Source organism: Streptosporangium sp. NPDC087985 (assembly GCF_044741965.1).
Lineage (GTDB): Bacteria > Actinomycetota > Actinomycetes > Streptosporangiales > Streptosporangiaceae > Streptosporangium.
This window is the reverse complement of sequence record NZ_JBIUTQ010000009.1, coordinates 32259-54976: the sequence shown is the minus strand read 5'-3', so window position 1 is coordinate 54976 and position 22718 is coordinate 32259. Positions and strand designations below refer to the sequence as shown.

Below are 22718 nucleotides of genomic sequence, written 5' to 3'. Positions count from 1 at the left end.
CCCTATAGGGTGACCCGCTAGCTTCAGAACTTCGAGACCGAAGAGGGCATCGTGGGCGGACGTCACCGGACAGATGAACTCGAGGACGACTACACCTCCCCCAGGGAAGCGCCCAAACGTCGTCGCAACGGGCGCGGCATGGTGCTTGTCCCATTGGCTGGATCCGTCGCCTTGGCCGTGCTGCTCGGCGTCGCAGCGTTCGTGATCATCAACCGGGACCGGGGGTGCGCCGGGAGCGAGGTCGCGCTCCGGGTCACCGCCTCCCCCGACATCCAGCCCGCCGTGTCCCGGATCGCCGAGCGCTTCAACAAGGCCGGGCACGACGTCGGCGGCGGGTGCGCGAACGTCACCGTGACCTCGGGCGTCCCGGCGACCGTGGCCTCCGGGCTGGCCGGCGGCAAGGCCGGCGCGATGGACGTGTGGATCCCCGACTCGGCGCTGTGGGTGGCCAACCTACGCGCCAGGAACCCGCAGGTGCCCGCCCCCGGCGCATCCGTGGCCCAGTCCCCCATCGTCATGGTGGCCTCCGGCTCGGTGGTTCCGGCCCTGAGGAAGAGCTTCGGCGAGGCGAGCTGGGGCGGCATGATCAACGCCGCGAACGTGGCCAACCTCGAGGGACCGGGCCGCAAGGTGCGCGTGCTCGCGCTGGACCCCTCCTTCAACGCCGCCGGACTCGGCGCTCTCCTGGCCGCCTCCGGAGTGGCCACGGCCTCGGGGATCGGCCAGGAGCAACTGGTCGGCGCGCTCAAGACACTGTCCGGATCGGCGGTCCGCGACCAGGACGCGCTGCTGTCCAGCCTCGGTGTCAAGGGCAGCCGGGCGCCGCTCGGCGTCGCCTCGGAGCAGAGCGTCTGGACGTTCAACACCGTCAAGAAGCCGGAAGTGCCGGCCGTACCGCTCTATCCGGCCGAGGGCACCCTCAACCTCGACTACCCGGTGGTGATCACCACCAAGGACGCCACGGTCCGCAAGGTCGCCGAGGCCTTTGAGAAGGAGTTCGGCACCGAGGCCTCCCAGAAGACCCTCCGCGACCAGGGATTCCGCACCCCGGACGGCAAGGGCGGCAAGGCGGTCGCCGACACCGGCGGCTTCCAGGCCAAGGCGCCCCAGGCGCTGGAGATGCCCGACGCCAAGACCGTCGCGGGGATGTCGCAGTCCTGGTCCCGGCTGAACCTGGGCACGCGGCTGCTGGCGCTGCTGGACGTGTCCGGCACGATGGCGCTGCCGGTCCCCGGGACCGGTTCGGACCGGATGCGCGTGATCTCCAAGATCGCCCTTGAGGGCATGCGACTGTTCCCTGCCAAGAGCGAGATCGGCGTGTGGGAGTTCTCGACGCATCTCGCCGGCCGGGGCGTGGACTTCCGCAAGACGGTCCCCGTCGGGCCGCTGACCGAGAACATCGGCGGCGTGCTCCGTAAGGACCTGCTGGCCCAGAAGCTCTCCACGATTCAGGCCAAGCCCACCGGCGACACCGGCCTGAACGACACGCTCAGGGCCGCGTACGGGCAGATGACCAAGGAGTACCAGGGCGACAAGATCAACACGGTGCTGGTCCTCACCGACGGAGCCGGCAACGACGACCCGGACGGCGGCATCTCCAACGAGGAGATCCTGCGGTACCTGAAGAAGACCTACAACCCGGAGAAACCGGTCAGCATCCTGCTCATCGCCTTCGGTCCCGAGGCCGCCAAGGGCAAGAAGGAGATGGACGCGCTGGCCAAGGCGACCGGCGGTGAGGCGTTCATCGCCACCGACATCCTGGAAGTCCGCAAGTTCTTCCTGGAAGGCATGAAGCGCCGCCTCTGCGCGCCCAACTGCTGATCCCCGACCTTTTTCACCCTGTACGGCTGGCGTCCCATGGACCCCAGCCGTTTCAGTTTTACCAGTTCATGCCGGGTTGGAATGGTATCGACCGGTTAGGACAACCCGTCACGGTCAGGTGGCGTCCTACGCGTGTGGGGTCTCGGGCATGGCCCGTGAACGAGCCCGTCCTGCGGGGAGGAATGTCCGTGCCCGGATGGCCGACCGTCGGCCGAACCGACGATCAACAACTCGTGGAGGCGCTCCGGCGTGCCGACTCCAGGGCGCCCGCGAGCCTCTACGATTCCTATGCCGAACGTCTCAACGACTACGCCCATTCGCTGCTGGGAGACCGCGACAGCGCGGCCCAGGCCGTACACGACGCCCTGGTGACCGCTCACGGGTGCGCGGACCGGCTGCGCGAACCGGGTCGGCTCCGTCCCTGGCTGTACGCGCTCGTCCGGTCCCGGTGCGCGGCCGGGACACGGGGTCCGCAGGGCCGGCGGAGCCCGGCGCCCGCGTCGGCGTCCGACGACTACGACACCCCGGAGGACCCCGAGCTGGCCGCGCTGGTGCACGAGGCGCTGGGCGAGCTGAGCGGACAGGAACGCGAGGTGCTGGAGCTGTCGCTGCGGCACGATCTCAGCACCGGTGAGGCTGGAGCGGTGCTCGGGCTGACCTCACGGCAGGCCTCGACGCGGCTCGGTCACGCCCGCGAGCACCTGGAGAACGCGGCCGCCGCCGTGGTGCTGGCCAAGGTCGGCCGGGCGCACTGCCCCGACCTGTCGGCGATGGTCGACTCGTGGGAGGGTCCGCTCACCACGATCCTGCGCAGGCGGCTCTCCGGCCACATCGGCCGCTGTGAGGTCTGCCTCGAACGACGGGACCGTCATGTGTCGGCCGGACGGCTGCTCGACATGGTGCCGGTGATGTTCCCGCCGCTCTCCCTGCGCCGCCGGGTCATCGAGACCTGTGTGAACCCCGGCCTTGAAGGAGTACGTGCCGCCGTCGTTGAGGCAGGCGATCATTTCGACCGGACCGGGTTCCCCGCCGCGGCCGGACGGCGCAAGAAGGCACGCCGGTCGACCGGGCCCGCGGGTGCGGAGGCGGAACGGTCTCGTGACACGGGAACCCGCCGGCGGGCGGGCGAGTCGCGGCGCGCGGCCCCCGACACGGGAAACCACCGGCGGTCGGGCGAGTCGCGGCGGCGCGGGACCTCCCGGCGGGCGGCCCCCGTGATCGCGGCCGTGGCGTGCGTGCTGGCGGCCGCCGGAGTCATGGCCGTGATCGCCGGACAGGACCCGACCAGCGGGCAGGTGAGGGGGGCCGGGGCCGCACCTGACCGGGGACCCCTGTTGATCACTCTGGAGCCCGGGCCGGAGCCCTCGCCATCGGATCCGGCCGTACCCCCGGCGCCTGTCCCGACCGGCAGCGGGGAGACCGGGACACCCCCGCCCCCGCCCACGCCCACTCCCAGCCCGACCCGATCGGCACCGGCCCCGCGGCCGGTCCCCAGCCGGCCGCGTGCCACCCGCACCCCGGCCCCACCGTCCCCGGCCGGACGGCTGGCCGTCTCGTGTCCCACCGACATCGGAGAGGGCGCGGGCACGATCCGGCTCTCCGCGCGCAACGCCGCGATCTCGTGGTCGGCGACCACCTCGGGCGGGCTGAACGTCCACCCTCAGCACGGGCAACTCAAGGCCGGGGCAGAGAGCGTGATCTGGGTCACCGCCGCCGACCCCGGCGAGAGCGGCAGAGGCCGGGTCGCGTTCAGGTCCGCCGGAGGCAACTCCAGCTGCGCGATCTCCTGGGAGGCCTCCGAGCCAGAGGTTCCGGATCCGCCGAGCGACCAGCCTCCGCTGCCGACACCACTGCCTTCCACCGCACCCAACGCGGAATCGGAGACGACCTGACCTTTGACGTGGTGATGGACGGCACCACAATTTATTTTGGCGGACGGTAAACCGTGAGCCGATGTCAAGCGTCGGCATTGACGCGCATGCGGAGCGGTTGGTCACATGGAGTGCGTCAACCGCTTGATAAGCGGCCAGGAGCCAGGAGTCGGGGGCCGGGAGATGCCAGTCAACCGCGGGGTGTTGAGATGGGCGTTCGCTCTTACGTGCACGGTGGGAGCCTCGATCGCGCTCGCCGCCGCGCATACCCCCTTACAGACGGTCTTGGCCTCACTGTTCCTTTTAACGGTTCCCGGGGTCGCCGCGATAGTACCGTTATGTGATCGTGACCCTCCTATCGAGATATCGGCAGGGGTAACGGCAAGTCTTCTCCCCAGCGTTCTCCTTGCCACCCCGATGCTCTCTTCTGGCGCATGGTCACACCGGGCCGGAGTGGCGACGATCACAGTGCCCGGCGGATCCGCCCGTGTCCTGTGCCCGTCGCGCCGGGAGAACGGAAACTCGCAGACCGAACAGGGAGCCGGTTCAGGGTGAAGATCAGCACAGTACGCCCGCGAGATCTCGGCGAGTCCGAGATAGTCCGATGGCGCGAGATCCAGAAAACCTTCCCCAGCCTCGACAACCCCTTCCTCTCCGTGGACTTCGCCCTGGCCATGGGGAGGCTGCGTAATTACGTCAGGGTCGCGGTGATCGAGGACGGTGGCGAGATCGTGGGGTTCTTCCCCCACGAGCGGCACGGCTTCGGCATCGGCAGGCCCCTGGGTGGCTCTCTCACCACCTGCCATGGGTTGATCTCGGCGCCCGAGCTGAAGATCGACCCGCGCGAGCTGCTCCGGACCTGCAAGGTGTCGGCCATCGACTTCGACCATCTGGTCGCCGGTCAGCCCACGTTCGCACCGTACGAGACGGACGTCCGTCCGGCGCCCGTCATGGACCTCAGCGGCGGTTTCGACGCCTACATCGAGCAGGTGCGCGCCACTTCGGCGAAGAACTACAAGACCGTCCGCTACAAGGAGCGCAAGCTCGGCCGTGAGCAGGGCGAGATCCGGTTCTCGTGGGACTCGCCGGACACCGGGACGCTGCGCACGCTCCTGGACTGGAAGTCCGGCCAGTACCAGCGGACCGGACGGGTCGACCGCTTCGCCCAGCCGTGGATCGTGCGGCTCGTCGAGGAGCTGCACTCCCTGCGGTCCGACGACTTCGCCGGCGTGCTCACCATGGTCTACGCCGGGGACACCCCCGTCGCCGGGCACTTCGGTCTCCGCACGGCGCACACCCTGGTGGGCTGGTTCCCCGCCTACGACCCGGCCTTCGCGCGCTACTCCCCCGGCATCATGCACCACCTGCACATGGCCGAACACGCCGCGGACGCGGGGCTGCACCAGGTGGACATGGGCAAGGGCAGCCGTGAATATAAGGAATGGCTCAAAACCGGCGTCCTGATGGTCGCCGAGGCCCGCATCTCGCGTCCGTCTCCGACGGCCGCCGCCCAGTGGCTGCGCCGGGTCCCCGTCAACAGACTCCGCACCGTCGTAGTCGACAACCCCACCCTTTTCCGAGCAGCGGACCGGCTTCTCAAGGGTTACGGCCGCGCGAGGTCCGCCCTCCGTCCGCGTTCCGCCGCACAGTAGCCGCCCAAGGCGCGGTAGCCGCACCCTCCCACAGAGGCTGCCGCGTTCCCCCAGACCGTGTTCCCGACAGCCATTCAGCCCCCGACGCAAGGCATCCTCGATCCCAGTTGCGCCGTTCTCATCCCACCTCAGGAGCGGGCGCACGGAAAGACAGAAGGAACCTCCGCCATCATGAATCCCGAGACCGTCAGGCAGAACGGTAAGCAGCTCGGCATGTTGCGCTCCATGCCGCCGATCGAGCGGTTCACCCCGCTCACCCCTCACATGGCCATCTCCCCGACCGTCAGCGTCGTCGTGCCCGCCATGAACGAGGCGGAGAACCTCCCTCACGTCTTCGCCACCCTCCCGCAGTGGATCGACGAGATCGTGCTCGTCGACGGCAACTCGGTGGACGACACCGTCGCCGTCGCCAGGCGGCTGCGGCCCAACATACGGATCGTCACCCAGCAAGGTAAGGGCAAGGGCGACGCCCTGGCCGCCGGGTTCGCCGCGTGCACCAGCGACATCATCGTGATGATCGACGCCGACGGCTCCACCGACGGCCACGAGATCATCCAGTTCGTGGGCGCCCTGGTCACCGGGGCGGACTTCGTCAAGGGATCCCGCTACGCCGCCGGCGGGGGCAGCGACGACCTGACCTTCAGCCGGCGGGCCGGCAACAAGGTCCTCACCGCCCTGGTGAACCTGATCTACGGCACCCGCTACAGCGACCTGTGCTACGGCTACAACGCCTTCTGGGCACGGCACCTGAAGGTGCTCGATCTCGACTGCGAGGGTTTCGAGGTCGAGACGCTGATGAACATCCGCGCCGCCAAGGCAGGGCTCCGCATTCACGAGGTGCCCAGCCACGAGCGGTGCCGGATCCACGGCCAGAGCAATCTCCGCGCGGTCCGCGACGGTCTGCGCGTTCTCAGGACCATCATCCGCGAGCGGCGCCAGCAGCCGGCCACGGCGGCGCCCGAGCCCAAGGCCACTCCGGCGGCGGACCAGGGCGCGGCCTGACCATGAAGAGCAGCATCGTCATCTGCGTCTACACCGAGGAGCGCTGGGAGGACATCCGGGCGGCCGTCAGATCGGTCGAGAACCAGCGGCGCCGGCCGTACGAGATCATTCTGGTCGTCGACCACAACACGGATCTGCACCTCCGGCTCAAGCAGGAGTATCCCGACCTGATCGTGGTGGAGAACACGCACGAGAAGGGACTGTCCGGCGGCAAGAACACCGGTGCGGCGACCGCCTCGGGCGACATCGTCGCCTATCTGGACGACGACGCGGTGGCCGAGCCTGGCTGGCTGGAAGCTTTGGAGGAGGGGTTCCAGAACCCGGCCATCGTGGGGGTGGGCGGGCTGACCAGGCCGCTGTGGGCCACCGGGCACCGTCCCCGGTGGTTCCCGCACGAGTTCGACTGGACCGTGGGGTGCGCCTATCGGGGCATGCCCACGGTCCGGGCGCCGATCCGCAACGTCATGGGCGGGAACGCGGCCTTCCGCAGGGAGGTCGTCGGCGCCGTCGGCGGTTTCCCCACCGGGATAGGCCGCAGCGTCCAGGGGCGAGGGAGCCGCCCGCTCGGCTGCGAGGAGACGGAGTTCTGCATCCGGCTGTCCCAGAGCCGGCCCGGCGTGGTGCTGCTGTTCGAGCCGGACGCGGTGATCGGGCACAAGGTCTCCGCGCAGCGGGCGGGGTTCGCCTACTTCAGGTCACGGTGCTACGCCGAGGGCCTGTCCAAGGCGCTGGTCGCGTCGAGCGTCGGTACCGGCGACGGACTGTCGAGCGAGCGGGCCTACGTGATGAAGGCCCTGCCCCTGGGGGTGCTGCGCGGTGTCGGTGAGGCACTGCGCGGTGACCTCCCGGGGCTCGGCCGCGCCTCGGCCATCGTGATCGGCCTGGCCTGGACCGCCTGGGGTTACGCGGTCGGTACGGCACGTCTGAAGCTGGGGCGATCATGACTCGTGTTCCGATCCTGATGTACCACTCGGTGAGCGACCACCCGAACGACGAGACACGGCCGCTCGCCGTCTCGCCGGGGCGGTTCGCCGACCAGCTGGGAGTGCTCCGCGACCGGGGCTTCACCCCGATGACGCTGTCCGACCTGGTCGCGGGGATGCACAGGACAGCGGCGATGCCCGACAGACCCGTGGCCATCACCTTCGACGACGGATACGCCGACTTCCACAGCGAGGCGCTTCCCATCCTGGAGCGCTTCGGCTACCCGGCCACGGTCTTCGTGACCAGCGGCTGGGTGCAGGACTCCGGCCCCGCGGAGGCCGGGCGACGGCCGGCCCCCATGCTGACCTGGGGCCAGGTGCGCGAGGCGGTCTCCTGCGGCGTGGAGATCGGCGGCCACAGCCACAGCCATCCGCAGCTCGACCAGCTTCCGGTCCGGGATCTCCGCAACGAGCTGCGCACGAACAAGACCATGCTCGAAGATCAGATAGGCCGTCCGGTGGCCACCATGGCCTATCCCTACGGCTACTCCAGCGCGCGGGTACGCCGGGAGGTGCGCAGGGCGGGCTACTGGACCGCGTGCGCGGTGGCCAACGACACCGTCCGCGAAGGCGACGAGATGCTCGCGCTTCCCCGCCTGACGGTCACTGAACAGACCTCGATGGTCAAGTTCGGCAAGGCGATCACCGGGCAGGCTCTCCCTGTGCTCTACATGAGGGAACGGACCCTTACCAAGGGATACGCGCTGGTGCGGCGGACCCGTTACGGGCTGCGGCAGATCTCTTCGAAGTACGCACCGGGACCGGTATCGGACGGTGACTGACACGGGTCTCCAGAGAAAGACCTCGGACCGGCGGCAGGGGATGCCGCAGGTCCTGCGGGATCGTCTTCCCAAGGATCTGAACGACCCCCTGTTGCGCAACGCCTACTCGCTGATCGTCAACGCGGGGGCCGCCGGAGCTCTCGGCCTGGCCTACTGGACGTTCGCGGTGCGGTTCTACAGCGAGGGCGACTACGGCCGCGCCGCCGCGCTGATCGCCGCGATGCGTCTGCTCGCGGCGCTGACCGCGTTCGGGTTCGTGGGTGCGCTGACCCGCTTCCTCCCCGAGGCCGGCCGGATGACGGGGCGCCTGATCGGCTACACCTACCTGGTGGGGGGCGGCGCGGCATCCGTCGCCACCGTGTTCTTCCTGTCCACCCTGAACATGTGGGGCTCCAACTTCAGCGGGCTGAACGGGTCCGGCCTGGCCGGCTGGTTCCTGCTGTCGGTCTTCCTGTGGTGCGTGTTCACGCTTCAGGATGTGGTGCTCACCGCGCTGGGCAAGGCCACCTGGGTGCCTCTCATCGGGATAGCCGTCGGACTGGCCAAGATCGTGTTGCTGGTCGTGCTGGCCCCGGTCTTCCCCGACACGGGGATCTTCCTGGCCTGGACGATCCCCGTGGCCGTCACGGTCGTCCCGATCAGCATCGCGATCTTCGGCAGGCTGGCCACTCCGGCCACCACGCGCGACGCCCACCGGGCCACGCCCCGTTTCCGCCAGATAGGCCGTTTCCTCGCCGGTGACTTTCCCGGCACGCTGTTCATCCTGGCCAGCGTCTACCTCGTGCCGGTGCTGGTGTTCGCGGGAGTGGACGCGCGGACGGCGGGCTACTACGCCGCGGCGGTCACCCTCGTCGGCGTGTTCGACATGCTCGCGCTCAACATGGCCATCTCGCTGACCATCGAGGGTTCCGGGGATCCGTCGCTGCTCGCCGGCAAGTGCATGCTGGCGCTCCGGCGGACCATGATGCTCCTGATCCCGCTGGTGCTGGTGGCCGCGCTGGCCGCGCCGCTCATCCTGCGGCTCGGCTGGGGGCCGTCGTTCGCCGAACAGGGAGCGGACGTGCTGCGGCTGCTCGCGCTGGCCTCCGTCCCGCACGCGGTCATCGAGATCTATCTGGGGGTGCTCCGCGCCCGCAGCAGGGTGCGGGCGCTGCTCGCGCTCCAGTCGCTGCTCTGTGTCCTGGTCGTGGGTCTGTCGTTCACCCTCTTCCAGTTCTACGGCATCACCGGCGTTGGCCTGGGCACCCTGGCGGCCCAGATGATCGTCGTGGCCGTCGTCGCCCCGGGCCTGGTGAAGGTGCTGCGGGGGGCACGGGCGAGGGCCGTCGAGGTCTCACCGGACGAGACTCCGACGCTGGTGATGACGGCGATCGTCGACACGCGGCCCACCCCGGACGGCGGCGGCCGATGACCGGACCCTGAGAACGGCCGCCCAGGCAACGTGATCACGGTGTCCAGCGCCTGATCTTCAACTTCTGAAGGATTCCAAAGAAAGGACCCGTCGTGGACCAGTGGCCGTCGATCACCGCGGTAATCCCGACCCGCGATCGCCCCGAACTGCTCCGGGAGACGATCGACTCGATTCTCGGCCAGGACTACCCGGGCGAGCTGACCTGTGTCGCCGTCTTCGACCAGAGCCGGCCGGATGAATCGTTCGCCCGCGACACCCCCGGACGCCGGGTCGTGGTGACCGCCAACACGCGGAGCCCGGGGATCGCCGGGGCACGCAACACCGGTGTGCTCCTGGGTGACGGTGAACTGGTCGCCTTCTGCGACGACACCGACCTGTGGCTGCCGCACAAGCTCCGCTCGCAGGTGACCGCGCTCGGCACCGGTCACTTCGTGACCTGCGGGGTCGAGCTGTTCAACGACGACACCGCCTACGCGAGATCCGTGGCGATGCCGACGGTGACCCTGCGGGACCTGCTGCGCAAACAACTTCCCTCCATGCATCCCTCCACCTACCTGATGCGCCGCGAGGCGCTGGTCAACGGGTTCGGGCTGGTCAGCGAGGAGTTGCCCGGCGGGTACGGCGAGGACTACGAGCTGCTGCTGCGGGCCGCCCGGTTCGGGCCCATCACCAACCTGTCCGAAACGGGGACGAGGCTCCGGATGCACAACTCCTCCTACTTCTCCATCGTCAAGACCAGTGCGACGATCTCCTCCGCACTGCGCTGGATGCTGGAGCGGTATCCGGAGTTCGCGGGGGCGCCGAGCGGTTACGCCCAGCTCTCCGGGAAGATCGCCTTCGCCGAGGCCACCCTGGGAAACACCCCGCAGGCGCTGCGCTGGATCGGCAGGACCGTACGGCGGCGCCCCTGGGAGCCCCGCGCCTATCTGGCGCTGGCCGTCGCCGCCGGGGTGCCGGCCGACACGATCGTCAGCCGGCTGCACCGGATAGGCCGCGGCATCTGAGTGCCGCCGTGGCGCCGTCTCCGTTCCCGTTCCCGGGTGATCACCCGGGAACGGGAACGGAGACCGGTTGATGCCGGGCTGCTCCGCGCCAATCATGTCGCCATATTTTTGACCAGACCAGACGTTCACCCGGCGGTTGAACCGCGGTCGGCAGCATAAAGTCACATCAGGCTGTCCCTCCGTTACGCGGACGCCTCCTTTTACGTTGGCCATAACTGTTCACGGCCATAATTCCGTATAAAATTAATTAAAATTCAAACAAACGGAAAGTGCGCCTCATGTTGGCCATAACCGGTCTGCCGACCCCAGACGTCTGGATCACCACATGACCCCGCCGGATAAGAGACGGCACGCCCTGCCGACAGCGAGGCTCTCGGCGTCGCGATGGGTCCTCATCGGCCTGGTCGGCGCCCTGGTGGCGGTAGCCGGTATCTACGCCTACAACTCCTCAGGGTGGCAGGTGCCGGGCGCCCAGAGACCGGTGGTGCCGGGGGGCGACGGCACGGCCACATCGTGCACGCCCACCCTCAAGCTGGTGCCACCCTGCGGAGCCTGGTGGGGCATGCACGTGCCGGCGGACAGCGGCGGCGGGCTGATGCCCGACGTGGCCGCGATGGAGAAGAAGATCGGGCGCAAGCTCGACATCACCATTAGCTATCACGACATGTCCGACAGCGACGCCGGGCGGTTCTTCCGAGACGACGAGAGCGAGATCGGCAACGACCGCATCCTGTTCCTCGGCTGGGAGTCGACGATCTGGCAGGACAACCTCAACATCGCCTGGCGCGACATCGCGGCCGGACACTACGACCAGGCGATCAGCGACCAGGCCGAACGGGTGAGGAAGTACGGCAAGCCCGTGCTGGTCGGTTTCGACGGGGAGAAGGACCGCGACGAGAGCGGCCAGAACCCGGCGGAGTACATCGCGGCCTACAAACGCATCGTCGACGGCTTCCGGAACGCGGGCGCGACCAACGCGCTCTGGGTCTGGGGTGTCACCGGCTACTACCCGTTCCGGGACAGGTGGAAGGCCTACTACCCGGGCGACTCCTACGTCGACTGGATCAGCTACGACCCCTACAATTTCGCGATCTGCCGCGGCGCCGAGTGGCAGAACTTCGAGCAGACCGTGCAGCCCACCTACGAGTGGTTCCAGCAGAACGGCTTCGCCGACAAGCCCCTGATGCTCGCCGAGTACGGTACGGAGAGCCACAAGAGCGACACCTCGGCACGCGCCAACTGGTATCTCGACATCCCCAAGGTGATGAAGACGATGCCCAACCTCAAGGCGATCGTCCAGTGGAACAACACCGACGCGGACCACTGCAACTTCTCGCTCACAGGTCCGGGTGTGCTGGACGCGTTCGCCAAGGCCGGGAAGGACCCCTACTTCCAGCAGCCCATGGTCCGGCAGTCCACCGGCTGAGATCCCGGGCAGACCTCCACCCGCCCGTTCTCGGCCCCGGATCGGGGTGAGGGAACATCGGCAGCCTGGCCTGACCGGCCAGGCTGCCGGCGTCTGGAGCGGCCTCACATCGGCGGCGGGTCCGGTGACGGCCCGGAGCGCAAAGGATCGCCGCCATACTCAACATCGTGGAATCAATCGGACACAGAGCGTCATCGCGGGGAGGCGAAACCGAATGCGCGCGGAGTAAAGTCTGGGCCAGCGTCCGCATCGACTCGATCGGGAAAGGGTGCGCGTGGAGGGCAGGAAGGCCGAAGAGGTAGTCGACGGATCGATCACCCGCCCGATGAGCCGGCCGGCCTCCGGTCCGGCGCGGCGCCCCGAAGACGCCCCCTCCACGGAGACCGAGACCCCCGAGAGCCCCGAGGACATCTCCTCCGTCACCACCTGGCGCGTCCCTGCCCGCGACGAGGAACCTCCCGCCGGAGAGACCACCACTCCGTCCCTGTCGGTCGTCATCGTCAGCGGCTCCCTCGACTCACACCCCCGCCTGTCCTCCATGGTCGAGACGTTACGGGCCCAGCAGCCGGCTCCGGAGGAGATCGTGCTGGCCGTCGTCGACTGTCCCGATCTGGTCATATGGGCCGAGGCCACGCTCGACGACGTCGTGGTCGTGCACGGCCGGGAGGTCACCGGCCCGGCCTCGGCGCGCAACCGGGGACTGGCACGCGCGCGAGGAGACGTGCTCGCGTTCCTCGACGAGGATTCCTCCCCCGAGCCCGGCTGGTCCGAGTCTCTGCTGGCCGCCTACGCCGACGACGACGTGATCGGGGTACGCGGCCGGCTCGCGGTGCGCTGGAGCGCCGGTAAGCCCGACTGGTTCCCCATCGAACTGGCGTGGGTGCTGGGGGTGCCGCACACCGGCTCACCGGCCGAGACGGACCAGATCGACGACCTGTACGGCGGAGCCATGTCGTTCCGCCGCGAGGCGCTCGCCGAGGCGGGGGGCTTCCCCGAGGAGCCCGAACGCGGAGCCGGCGACGTCGGAGCCGAGCCTGCCGGCGGGATCGCGAATGAGCTCCGGTCCCGGCTACGGGAGCTGAGACCCGGGGCGAAGCTGCTCCAGCAGCCCTCGGCGATCGTGCGGCTGAACGTGCCGGCGTCGCGGGCCCGGCTCTCCTACTTCCTGAGCCGGTGCATGGCCGAGGGCCGGTCGCAGGCCGGTGTCCCGCAGCGGGCAAGCGGCAGGGGAGGTCTCTCGGCCCGCCTGACCCCGATCAGGAGGGGGCTGCCCAGAGCCGTCTTCCGGGCCGTGACCTTCACCGGGCCCGCCGACGTGAAGGGCTGGAAGGCCCTGCTGGTCATGTTTCTCAGCCTGGCGGCGCTCAACCTCGGTTACGCGGCCGGGCGGCTGCGCACGACGCGGGCCGACGGCCCCGTCCGGCGGCCGAACATCTGGGCGTGGCTCCTCGCCCGTACGGCGCTGCCCGTCGCCGCCGTGCTCTGGGGGCTGTCGTTACGCCGGGTCGATCTCGACCGGATGACCGACCTGGGGCTGATCACCGTCCTGCCCCCCACGTTCTGGGCCGCGATCGTGGTCATGGTGGCCGGGTTCGTCACCCTGCTCGGCGACCGGCAGGCCCTGGAGCTGTGGCACGCGGGTTACGCGCTCGTGCTGATCGCCATGCTGCACGCGACACCCGCGCTGCTCTATCCGTCCCTCCGCTACTCGTGGGCCTGGAAACACGTCTCGGTCATCGACTACCTGATCCGGCACGGCGCGACCGACCCCCAGGTCGGACCGCTGTCCGCGTATCACCAGTGGCCCGGATTCTTCTCCTTCTTCGCCCTGATGACCGAGATGGCCGGGCTGGACAACGCGCTGAGCATCGCCGCCTGGGGGCCGGCCGTCTTCAACACCGCGATGCTCCTGCCGCTGCTGCTGCTCTTCCGGACGGTGACCCGCAACCGCCGGCTGGTCTGGGGCGCGGTGTGGATCTACTTCTCCTGCTCCTGGGTCGGGCAGGACTACTTCTCCCCCCAGGCCACCACGCTGGTGCTGTACCTGACGGTGCTCGCGGTCGTGGTGCGGCGCTTCCGGCGAGGGCCGATCAGGGCGGGTGACGACCCGCAGGGGCTGGCAGCGGAGCCGCCGCCCGTCTCCGGCACGGCCACCCGCCTGGTCTGGACGTGCCTGCTGATCCTCCCGATCGCCGCCATCGCCTCATCCCACCAGCTCACGCCACTGGTGCTGACGGCCGGGCTCTTCGCCCTGTTCCTGCTGCGCCGGCATCGCAACCTGGGCATCCTGCTCGTCACCGGTCTCACCGTGGTGGCGTGGGACGCCCTGGCCGCCTGGCAGCTGCTGGAGAACAGGTTCAGCGACATCGTCGACTCGCTCGGCGACGCCGGCGGGAACCTGGACGGCGGCTTCATCGCCCTCGGCTCGGCCTCCCCCGGCCAGGTGATCGTCGCCTACGCGGACCGTGCCCTGTCCGGCGGGCTGTGGCTGCTGGCCACCGCAGGCGCCTTCCTGCGCCGCGGCTGGCTCAGGCGGCCGGGCCTGCCGCTGCTCATGATCGGGCTGAGCCCGCTGCTGTTCCTCGCCGCGGGGAGCTATGGCGGGGAGATCGTCTTCCGCGTCTATCTGTTCACGCTGCCGCTCACGGCGCTCCTGGCCGCGGCCTTCCTCCTCCCCTCCCGCCGGGTCTGGGTCCGCGCGCTGGTCCTGCCCCTGGTCTTCCTGCTCATGGTGGCGGGCTTCTTCTTCGGCAACTACGGCAAGGAGCAGGCGAACTACTTCACGGCGGGCGAGGTCCGGCTCATCCGGGAGGTCTACCGCGTGGCACCGTCCGGCTCGCTGATCGTGGCTCCCACGTTCTTCCTCCCCGCGGCCTACGACCACTACGAGCGCTACGACCACATCTGGCTGGATGAGCTGCCGCCGTCGCGCACCGCCGTACGTAACCTCCCCCCGTACGTCCCGACCCTGCCGGAACTGATCAAGGTTCCGCTGCCGTCACTGGTCAGCCTCATGGAGAAGGTGCCGCCGGGAGCCGCGTCGTACCTGGTGCTCAACCGCGCGCAGAAGAACGCCGCCGAGACGGCGGGGATCTTCCCCCGGGGGACGGTCGACCGGCTGAGCCGGGAGGTCGCCGCGTCGGACCGTTTCACGGTGGTGACGCGGACCTCCGGCGGTGTCGTCTACAGACTCCTCCCGGAGAGACCGAAGGCTCCGGAGAAGCCACAGGCCCCGAAGAAACCACAGGTCCCGGAGAAACCACAAGCCTCGGAGAAACCACAGGTCCCGGAGAAGCCCCAAGCCTCGGAGAAGCCGTGAGCAGATCGCGCTGGCCGTTGCTGCTGCTCGCCACCACCGGGTGGCTCACACTGCTGGTGACGCAGGTCGCGGGTGTCGGCCCGCTGCGCGTCACCGTGTCGGTGGTGTTCCTGCTGACCTGCCCGGGCGCCGCCGTGCTGGCCCTGGCCCGCCCCCTGCTCGGCCGGCGTGACCACACGGGGGACGCCATGGAGAGCATGGCGCTCACCCTGGCGCTCAGCGTCTCCACCGGCATCATCGTGAGCGAGGCGTTCTTCATGAGCGGCACGTTCACGATGCGCGCCGCGGTGACGGCGCTGGCCGCCGTCACCTCGGCCGCGTCCCTGGGCGCGCTGCTCACCGGCTGGCTCGCCAGGCGGTGGCCGGCCAGACGCCGCGCCCGCAAGGAGCGCTCCGGATAATCGCCGATTATTGCTGCTTTATGAGATTGATTAGTTATTGACGAGCAGAAGTTGATTATCTATCGCTAAGCTACGGTCCGTCTGTTATGGGTGGGGGCCCGGACACCTGAGGAGACCGTATGTACGGCGCACCATCAGCCTGGCGAGTCCCCGGATACACCGAGATTCGCGAGTTGGGCGCGGGCGGTGCCGGGCGCGTAGTCATGGCACACCACGACGCCGACGGCGTCCTGGTAGCGATCAAATACCTGTCCGACGAGCTCAGGAGCGACGTCGGCTTCGTGGCGCGCTTCCGGCATGAGGCCCGGGTACTCAACACCCTGGACAGTCCCCATGCCGTCCGGCTGTACGACTACATCGAGACCGGCGAGGGCGCGGCCATCGTCATGGAGCTGGTGGACGGCGTCTCCCTGCGCGCGATCCTGCGTTCGGAGGGGCCGACCGGTCCCGAGGCCGCGCTGCTGGTGCTCAAGGGCGCCCTGCTCGGGCTGGCGACGGCGCACACGGCCGGCATCGTGCACCGCGACTTCAAGCCAGAGAACGTGATGATCGAGCCCGACGGGACGAGCAGGCTCGTCGACTTCGGCATCGCGATCCGCTCCGGCGACGGAGACAGCCCCGCGGGGACGCCGCCCTACATGGCTCCCGAGCAGTGGACGGGCGCCCCCGCCGGGCCGTCCACCGACGTCTACGCCGCCACCATCGTGTTCTTCGAGTGCCTGACGGGTACCCGGCCCTTCCGCGCGACGAACATCGCCGCGCTGGCCCGGCAGCACCAGGCCATGTCACCGCCCGTCGAGGAGCTGCCTCCTGCCCTGCGGGGCCTGGTGGAGCGGGGCCTCGCCAAGCATTCGGCCGACCGGCCACCGACCGCCACCGCCTTTCTCACCGAGCTGGAGGCGGTGGCCGCCGACGCCTACGGGCCTGAGTGGCAGGAACGGGGCCGCCGCCGGCTGGCCGGGTTCGTCGCGATCATGGCCTCCCTGCTCCCGTTGGAGATCCAGGAGCCCCGGATCAGCACCTCGCTGGCCCAGACGGATCTCGGCGGGCGCGGTGCCACAGCCGACATCGGGCGCGCCGCCTCCACCTCCGTCAGGAGGTCCGTACTGGGGAAGACGGGCGTCAAGGTCCTGATCGGCCTCGGGTGCGTCGCGGTGATCAGCGGGGTGGGCGCGGTGCTGGTCAACACCGGCCACAGCACCGTGATCCAGGCACGGGGCGCGATCACCACGCCGAGTACGGGCCCCTCCTCGGATCCGGTGGAGTCTGTCCTCCCCGCCGATGAGACCGACGAGCCCACGCAGGAGCCGTCGGCGGAGACCACACCCGCGCCGACGTCGATCACGAGCCCCACCACCGGCCCGCCGTCGGCCGCGCCCACCGCCGACCCGGCCTCCGCCACCCCCACCGCCGACCCGAACTCGGCCGCCCCCACCGCCGGCCCGACCTCGGCGCCCACGCCGTCACCGACACGCACCGGGAGGCCGACGAGGAAACCGACGAGCGCACCGCCCAAGCCGCCTTCGCCCACCCCCACGGCGGAGGACAGCTCCCCCCTCAACAAGGGGGACGCCCCTCCGTCCGCGGTCCCGTCGGCGCAACCGACTCCCACCACGGCGCCCAGCCCCACACCAACGACACAGCCCACGACCCGGCCGTCGGGCACCGCCTCCCCCACGGCGTCGGCCAGCTCGTCGGGCACCCCCAACCCCTCGGAGCCGACGGATGAGGAGAGTTCCGGCGGCGAGGGGAACGGGACACCGCGGCCGACCGTGCCGCCCAGGCTGTCCATCAAGATGCTTCCCTCGGCGGTCCTGCTCCTCGGATTCGTGACGAGCGGCGCCGTTCCGTTCACACTGGCGCTGAAGCGCGAGATGGCCGGACGCCACCGGAGGCGGCGGCGGTAGAGCGCGGAACGGGCAAGACGATGAACACCGATCGAGGAGGCCTCGCCGGATTCCGGCTCACCGACCGGACCTGGGCCGACGAGCTGGGCACCTGGTCGTCGGCGGTCGCGGACGACGGCCGGCCGGGGAGCGCGCTCAGCTTCGATCCCCGGCTGGTCGCCGATCCGGCGGCGCGTGACCGCCTGGTCGCGGCCGTGGTCTCCGACCGCAGGCTGACCCAGGACGGCGTGACCGGGCTCGTCCCCGTCGCCGACCTGGTCGCGGCCCAGGGCGAGGTCTGGCTGCTCACCACCGAGCCGGTCAGCCCCGCCGTGACCGATCTGCTGCCGCAGACGCCCGGCGTTCCCCGGCCCGACGCGGGCAGTGCGGCCACCATCCTGATGGAGGTCGCGCAAACGCTGCTGGCCGTACACGCCGCCGGGCTCGCCCACGGGGCGCTGCACGCCGGCACCGTGGTGATCACCCCGGGCGGATCCGCGCTGCTCGCCGAACGGGGGCTGGCCGATGCGATCCACGGACGTCCCCCCGCCCCGGAACGCGACGTCGCGGCCTGGGCCTCACTCGCCCGCGACCTGGCCGCGAACTGGGCCGCGGCCTCGCCGGGAGCGGCCGGGCTGTTCGAGCGGGCGGCGACGGCGGCCTCCGCCCGCGGGCTCGCCGCGGCCCGCGACGTCCTGCTCGCCGGAGGCGACCTGCTGCCGCCGGGGTTCACCACCCGCGACAGGCTGATAGAGACCATCCACCGGTGGTCGTCGCACGACACGCGGACCCGGGGCGGCAGGCCGGTTCCGGCGCCGTCCGTCCCGGACGAGGGCGACCTCGTCACCCTGCTGCACCCCCCGGGGAGTGGCGAGGGCCGTACCGGCGACGTGGTCATGCGGTTCGGCCCCGGCGTGCCCGTGGAGACCACGGCCGCGCGGCTCTGGCGGGCCGGCCGGGACCAGCAGCGGACCGAGCCCCCCTCCGGCAGGCTCCAGATGCCGGGTGCCCGCGCCAGGGGAAGCCGTCGCCGTACGGCTCTGTCCTCGGCGATCCTCGCCCTGATGGTCGTGGCCGCCCTGGCGGCCTGGCTGCTCCGTCTCTCCACGGTTCCGCTGGAGGTGACGGGGCTGGAGGTGACCGCGCCGAAAAAGACGCAGGGATGTGACGCGACCGTCAGGATCAGGGGTGTGCTCACCACCAACGGTTCGGCCGGCGAGATCCACTACCGGTGGAAGCGGAGCGACCGCAAGGAAGCGATCGAGCAGACCGACACCGTGGCGGCCGGAGAGACCTCACACGAGGTGGTCCTGGAGTGGTCGGTCAAGGGCGAGGGAAGTTTCCGGGGAACGGCCACGCTGCAGGTGCTCTCTCCCCTGTCCGGAGGGAAGGATCTCCAGGACAGGGCAGGTTTCACCTTCAGATGTTGATAAATGACCATCAAGGTCCACAATGCATGTCAAACCGGTTCTTACTACTCTGGCCGCCATGACCACGCAGACCCCCTCCGGGTGGTATCCCGATCCCTACGGTTCACCCCAGTTGCGATGGTGGGACGGCACCCAGTGGACCGACGCCACCCACCCGGCGGACGCGCCCGCCGGGCAGGCCGTACCCCAGACACCGCAGAGCGGGGCCACGGTACAGATGTCCGCCGGGATGTACGGCCTCCCTGCCGGCCCGCCGCCGGGCAAGAGCCGCCCGCGGCCGTGGATCCTGAGCGGCGGCGCGGCGGCGGCGGTGGTGATCGTCGGGATAGTGATCGCCGCCTTGTTCCTGGTGAGTCCTGAGAGCAGGCCGGTGGCGGGCGACCCCACTCCCGTCCCGACGCTGATGACGCAGGAGCCGGCCCTCCCGCCGACCCCCGAACCACCGACCCCCGAACCGTCGGCTCCGCCGTCCGATGAGCCGGACCTCGGCGGCACCGACCTGCCCCGGCCGCGGGACGGGCGCATCAAGGACCCGGTGACCGGTCTGTCCTACGCGTTCCCCGGCTCTCCCTGGAAGGTGCCGGAGAGGGTCGGCGGTGGCCCGCTCCGCTTCACGTGGACCAGCGCCGCCGTAGCGACCTCCCAGGAGAACTTCGACGGTCAGGGCAGCGACTGGGTCGGGAACATCTTCGTCGGGGAGCTCCCCGACCATTTCGGCTACGACGGGGTCGCCAGCATGCAGGCGACCGTCGCGACACTGTTGCACGCGACGGAGTCGACCTTCTACAGTCCCGGTCACGGGCGGAAGATCCTTCGGAACAAGGCCACCAAGGTGGGCGGCAGGGATGCCTGGGTGTTCATGTTCGAGATGGACTTCTCCAAGGAGTCGGCGGCCAAGGGCTGGAAGTGGAAGAAGGAACGGGGTGCCTTCGTGATCGTGGACCGGGGGGAAGGCGCGCGTCCGGGGTTGGTGTACGTTTCCGTGCCCGACAATCTGGGCGTCGGGGTGACCGGCCGCGTCGTCGACTCGCTCAAGCTCTCCTGAAGGGAGTACTACCCTGAAGGCTATGAGTGACCTGTTGGTCTGGATCGACTGTGAGATGACCGGGCTCGACCTCGGCCGGGACGCGCTCGTCGAGGTGGCCTGCGTGGTCACCGACGGCGAGCTGAACCAGCTCGACGGGGGCATGGAGGTGGTCATCAAGCCTCCGCCCGAGGCGCTGGAGCAGATGTCGGACGTGGTCCGGGAGATGCACACCGCCTCCGGGCTGCTGGACGTGCTTGCCGGCGGCGTCACGCTGGCCGAGGCCGAGGCCCTCGTGCTCGAATACATCAGAAGCCACATCCGGGAGCCGAAGAAGGCACCGCTGTGCGGCAACTCCATCTCCACCGACCGGTCGTTCATCGCGCGGGACATGCCCGCCGTGGACACGTTCCTGCACTACCGGATGATCGACGTGTCCTCGGTGAAGGAGCTCGCCCGCCGGTGGTACCCCCGGGTCTACTTCGCCTCCCCCGAGAAGCAGGGAGGGCACCGGGCCCTGGCCGACATCACCGAGAGCATCCGTGAGCTGCGCTACTACCGTGCGGCGGTCTTCGTGGCCCAGCCCGGTCCCGACTCCGCCACCGCCCGCGAGCTGGCTGAGGGCGTCTCCACCCCGGCGTCCTGAGAGCACATCGGAAACCGAGTACGAAACAACTCCCGAAAACCGCTACACTTTCCATGTGCTGCTGCGGCAGACATGGTGGGCGTAGCTCAGTTGGCAGAGCGCTAGGTTGTGGTCCTAGATGCCGGGGGTTCAAGTCCCCTCGCTCACCCCACGAGAACGGCCGGTCCTGCGGGACCGGCCGTTCTGTTTCCCCCCACTTCCGACTTGCCCACCAAAAAAGGACGTTGCGGGTTATGCTCGCTGCTATCGCTACGCCGTAAGACCGGGGGTTTCGGCGACCTGACTGTGTTCAGCCAAGGAGGCCGGATGAGAGTCGACGACGCCCCCCTCGACGCGGAACCCGGAGTCGAGACGGGCTTGAGTCGGCGGGAGACCGAGGTCATGGAGTTGATCGCCACAGGTCACTCCAACGGGCAGATCGCCCGGCACCTGTTCCTCAGCGAGAAGACCGTGAAGAACCACGTGAACCGGATCTACGCCAAGCTCGGGGTGGACTCACGGGTGACCGCGATCGGCCTCTGGCTGGGACGGGCCACCCAGGAGAACCCGCCGCCCCTTTAGGAACGGGGCTGGTCCCGGGACGCCTCCAGTGCCCGGCCGATGGCGGCCGTGCCCTCCTCCAGTTCCTCGGAGGTGACCGAGAGCGCCGGGCGGAGCCGTACCGACCGCTCACCACAGGGCAGGACGAGGACGCCCTCGTCGCGCCTGAGCCGGGCCACCACGTGGTCGCGCTCGGCCGGATCCACCAGGTCGAAGGCACACATGAGGCCACGTCCCCGGGCGTTCTCCACCGTTTCCGGGAACCGGGCCTGGATCTTCAGCAGCGCGGTGAGGAGTCCGTGGCCCAGATCCCGGGCCCGCGGGATCAGGCCGTCACGTTCCACGATCTCCAGAATCCGGCGGGAACGGACCATGTCCACCAGCCCGCCACCCCAGGTGGAGTTGATCCGGCCGCTGACCTGGAACACGTTGTCCGCTATCAGGTCGACCCTACGGCCCGCCATGATCCCGCCGAGCTGAACCTTCTTCGCGAAGACCACGATGTCCGGGCGGAGGCCGAGCTGCTGGTGGGCCCAGGGGGTGCCGGTGATCCCGGCACCGGTCTGTATCTCGTCCATGATGGACAGCGCGTCGTACTCGTGACAGAGCGCCTCCATGGCCTGCAGAAACTCGGCGCGCATGTGGTTGTCGCCCCCCTCACCCTGGATGGGCTCGGCGATGAAGCAGGCGATGTCGTGCGGATGGCGCTCGAAGGCCGCTCGCGCCTGGGCCAGCGCCCGCTCCTCGGCCGCCTCGACGTCGCCGAAGTGGATGGCGGGCACCTCGACCCGTGGCCACCCGAACATGGGGAAGCGATCGGTCTTGACCCGGTCGGTGTTGGTCAGGGAGAGGGTGTAACCGCTGCGGCCGTGGAAGGCGCGGGTCAGGTGGAGCACCTTGGTGCCGAGCTCCGGGGAGCGGCCGGATGCCTCGTTACGCCGGCTCTTCCAGTCGAAGGCGCACTTCAGCGCGTTCTCGACGGCCAGCGCACCCCCCTCCACAAAGAACAGGTGCGGCAGTTCGGGGTCGCCGAGGACCCGGTTGAACGTCTCGACGAAGTCGGCGAGGTGGACGGTGTAGAGGTCGGAGTTGGAGGGCTTGTTCGCGGCGACCCGGCCGAGCAGGGCAAGGAAGTCGGTGTCGTCGTCGAACGGGTTCACGCCGAGTGGCGCCGAGGCGAAGAAGGTGTAGAAGTCCAGGTAGCTCCGGCCGGTGCGGGCGTCGACGAGCCGGGAACCCCGGCTCCGTTCGAGGTCCAGCACCAGCCGGTAGCCGTCGACGAGTAGATGACGGGCGAGCCGGCCGTGCACGTCCATGTCTCCTCCACGGTGAGTCGTACAGATGATTCCCCGCCAGCAAGGCATCTATATGGAGACATTACGTACGGAGTCTGATTCTTGTGAAGATTCTTCGATGGTCCACCCGGTACACGGAACGCTCCCCGTGTGATCGATTCCTTTCCAGAAGATCGCCAATACGAGACCGCAATTCGGTCAAATCGGGGTTATCGTGCGTCCCAG

General features: G+C 69.4%; 17 protein-coding genes and 1 tRNA gene. 17 read left to right on the top strand and 1 reads right to left on the bottom strand.

Annotation, left to right across the window (positions count from 1 at the left end; genetic code table 11):
• Positions 1–153 precede the first annotated feature (153 nt).
• The 17 genes from ACIN94_RS18655 (at position 154) to ACIN94_RS18575 (ending at position 21219) form a co-directional block, all read left to right on the top strand.
• Positions 154–1821, top strand: a complete 1668-nt coding sequence (locus tag ACIN94_RS18655; RefSeq protein ID WP_400707368.1) for a substrate-binding and VWA domain-containing protein — start codon at positions 154–156, stop codon at positions 1819–1821.
• 188 nt (positions 1822–2009) lie between these two features.
• Positions 2010–3713 carry an RNA polymerase sigma factor gene (locus ACIN94_RS18650; RefSeq protein WP_400707365.1) on the top strand — a complete coding sequence of 568 codons (1704 nt, stop codon included), beginning with the start codon at positions 2010–2012 and terminating at the stop codon, positions 3711–3713.
• A 530-nt stretch (positions 3714–4243) separates the two neighbouring features.
• The gene (locus ACIN94_RS18645; RefSeq protein WP_400707362.1) at positions 4244–5344 is read left to right on the top strand and encodes a GNAT family N-acetyltransferase; all 1101 of its coding nucleotides are present in this window, start codon (positions 4244–4246) and stop codon (positions 5342–5344) included.
• 171 nt (positions 5345–5515) lie between these two features.
• Positions 5516–6346: a glycosyltransferase family 2 protein gene (locus ACIN94_RS18640; RefSeq protein ID WP_400707359.1), complete on the top strand. Its 831-nt coding sequence runs from the start codon at positions 5516–5518 to the stop codon at positions 6344–6346.
• Positions 6347–6348: 2 nt separating this feature from the next.
• Positions 6349–7290: a glycosyltransferase family 2 protein gene (locus tag ACIN94_RS18635; protein ID WP_400707356.1), complete on the top strand. Its 942-nt coding sequence runs from the start codon at positions 6349–6351 to the stop codon at positions 7288–7290.
• A complete protein-coding gene (locus ACIN94_RS18630; RefSeq protein WP_400707353.1) occupies positions 7287–8111 on the top strand; it encodes a polysaccharide deacetylase family protein in 825 nt (274 codons plus the stop codon). The genes ACIN94_RS18635 and ACIN94_RS18630 overlap by 4 nt, the downstream gene beginning before the upstream one ends.
• Positions 8104–9522: a lipopolysaccharide biosynthesis protein gene (locus ACIN94_RS18625; RefSeq protein ID WP_400707350.1), complete on the top strand. Its 1419-nt coding sequence runs from the start codon at positions 8104–8106 to the stop codon at positions 9520–9522. The genes ACIN94_RS18630 and ACIN94_RS18625 overlap by 8 nt, the downstream gene beginning before the upstream one ends.
• A 92-nt stretch (positions 9523–9614) precedes the next feature.
• Entirely contained in the window at positions 9615–10526 is a 912-nt protein-coding gene (locus tag ACIN94_RS18620) for a glycosyltransferase family 2 protein (protein ID WP_400707347.1), read from the top strand.
• Between the two features lie 325 nt (positions 10527–10851).
• Positions 10852–11952: a glycoside hydrolase family 26 protein gene (locus ACIN94_RS18615; protein ID WP_400707344.1), complete on the top strand. Its 1101-nt coding sequence runs from the start codon at positions 10852–10854 to the stop codon at positions 11950–11952.
• Positions 11953–12226: 274 nt separating this feature from the next.
• Positions 12227–15271: a glycosyltransferase gene (locus ACIN94_RS18610; protein WP_400707341.1), complete on the top strand. Its 3045-nt coding sequence runs from the start codon at positions 12227–12229 to the stop codon at positions 15269–15271.
• Complete coding sequence (locus ACIN94_RS18605) at positions 15268–15672, top strand: hypothetical protein (protein WP_400707338.1); 405 nt, start codon at positions 15268–15270, stop codon at positions 15670–15672. The genes ACIN94_RS18610 and ACIN94_RS18605 overlap by 4 nt, the downstream gene beginning before the upstream one ends.
• 119 nt (positions 15673–15791) lie before the next feature.
• Positions 15792–17579 carry a protein kinase gene (locus ACIN94_RS18600; RefSeq protein ID WP_400707335.1) on the top strand — a complete coding sequence of 596 codons (1788 nt, stop codon included), beginning with the start codon at positions 15792–15794 and terminating at the stop codon, positions 17577–17579.
• Between the two features lie 20 nt (positions 17580–17599).
• The gene (locus ACIN94_RS18595; protein WP_400707332.1) at positions 17600–18988 is read left to right on the top strand and encodes a hypothetical protein; all 1389 of its coding nucleotides are present in this window, start codon (positions 17600–17602) and stop codon (positions 18986–18988) included.
• A gap of 58 nt (positions 18989–19046) precedes the next feature.
• Positions 19047–20033, top strand: coding sequence for a DUF2510 domain-containing protein (locus ACIN94_RS18590; RefSeq protein WP_400707329.1), 987 nt, complete (start codon positions 19047–19049; stop codon positions 20031–20033).
• 22 nt (positions 20034–20055) lie between these two features.
• Complete coding sequence (gene orn, locus ACIN94_RS18585) at positions 20056–20658, top strand: oligoribonuclease (RefSeq protein WP_400707326.1); 603 nt, start codon at positions 20056–20058, stop codon at positions 20656–20658.
• Between the two features lie 75 nt (positions 20659–20733).
• A tRNA-His gene (locus ACIN94_RS18580) sits at positions 20734–20809 on the top strand.
• Between the two features lie 155 nt (positions 20810–20964).
• A complete protein-coding gene (locus ACIN94_RS18575) occupies positions 20965–21219 on the top strand; it encodes a LuxR C-terminal-related transcriptional regulator (protein WP_400707323.1) in 255 nt (84 codons plus the stop codon).
• Here the strand turns inward: ACIN94_RS18575 and lat are convergent.
• Positions 21216–22514 carry an L-lysine 6-transaminase gene (lat, locus tag ACIN94_RS18570; RefSeq protein WP_400707320.1) on the bottom strand — a complete coding sequence of 433 codons (1299 nt, stop codon included), beginning with the start codon at positions 22512–22514 and terminating at the stop codon, positions 21216–21218. The genes ACIN94_RS18575 and lat overlap by 4 nt on opposite strands.
• Positions 22515–22718 lie beyond the last annotated feature (204 nt).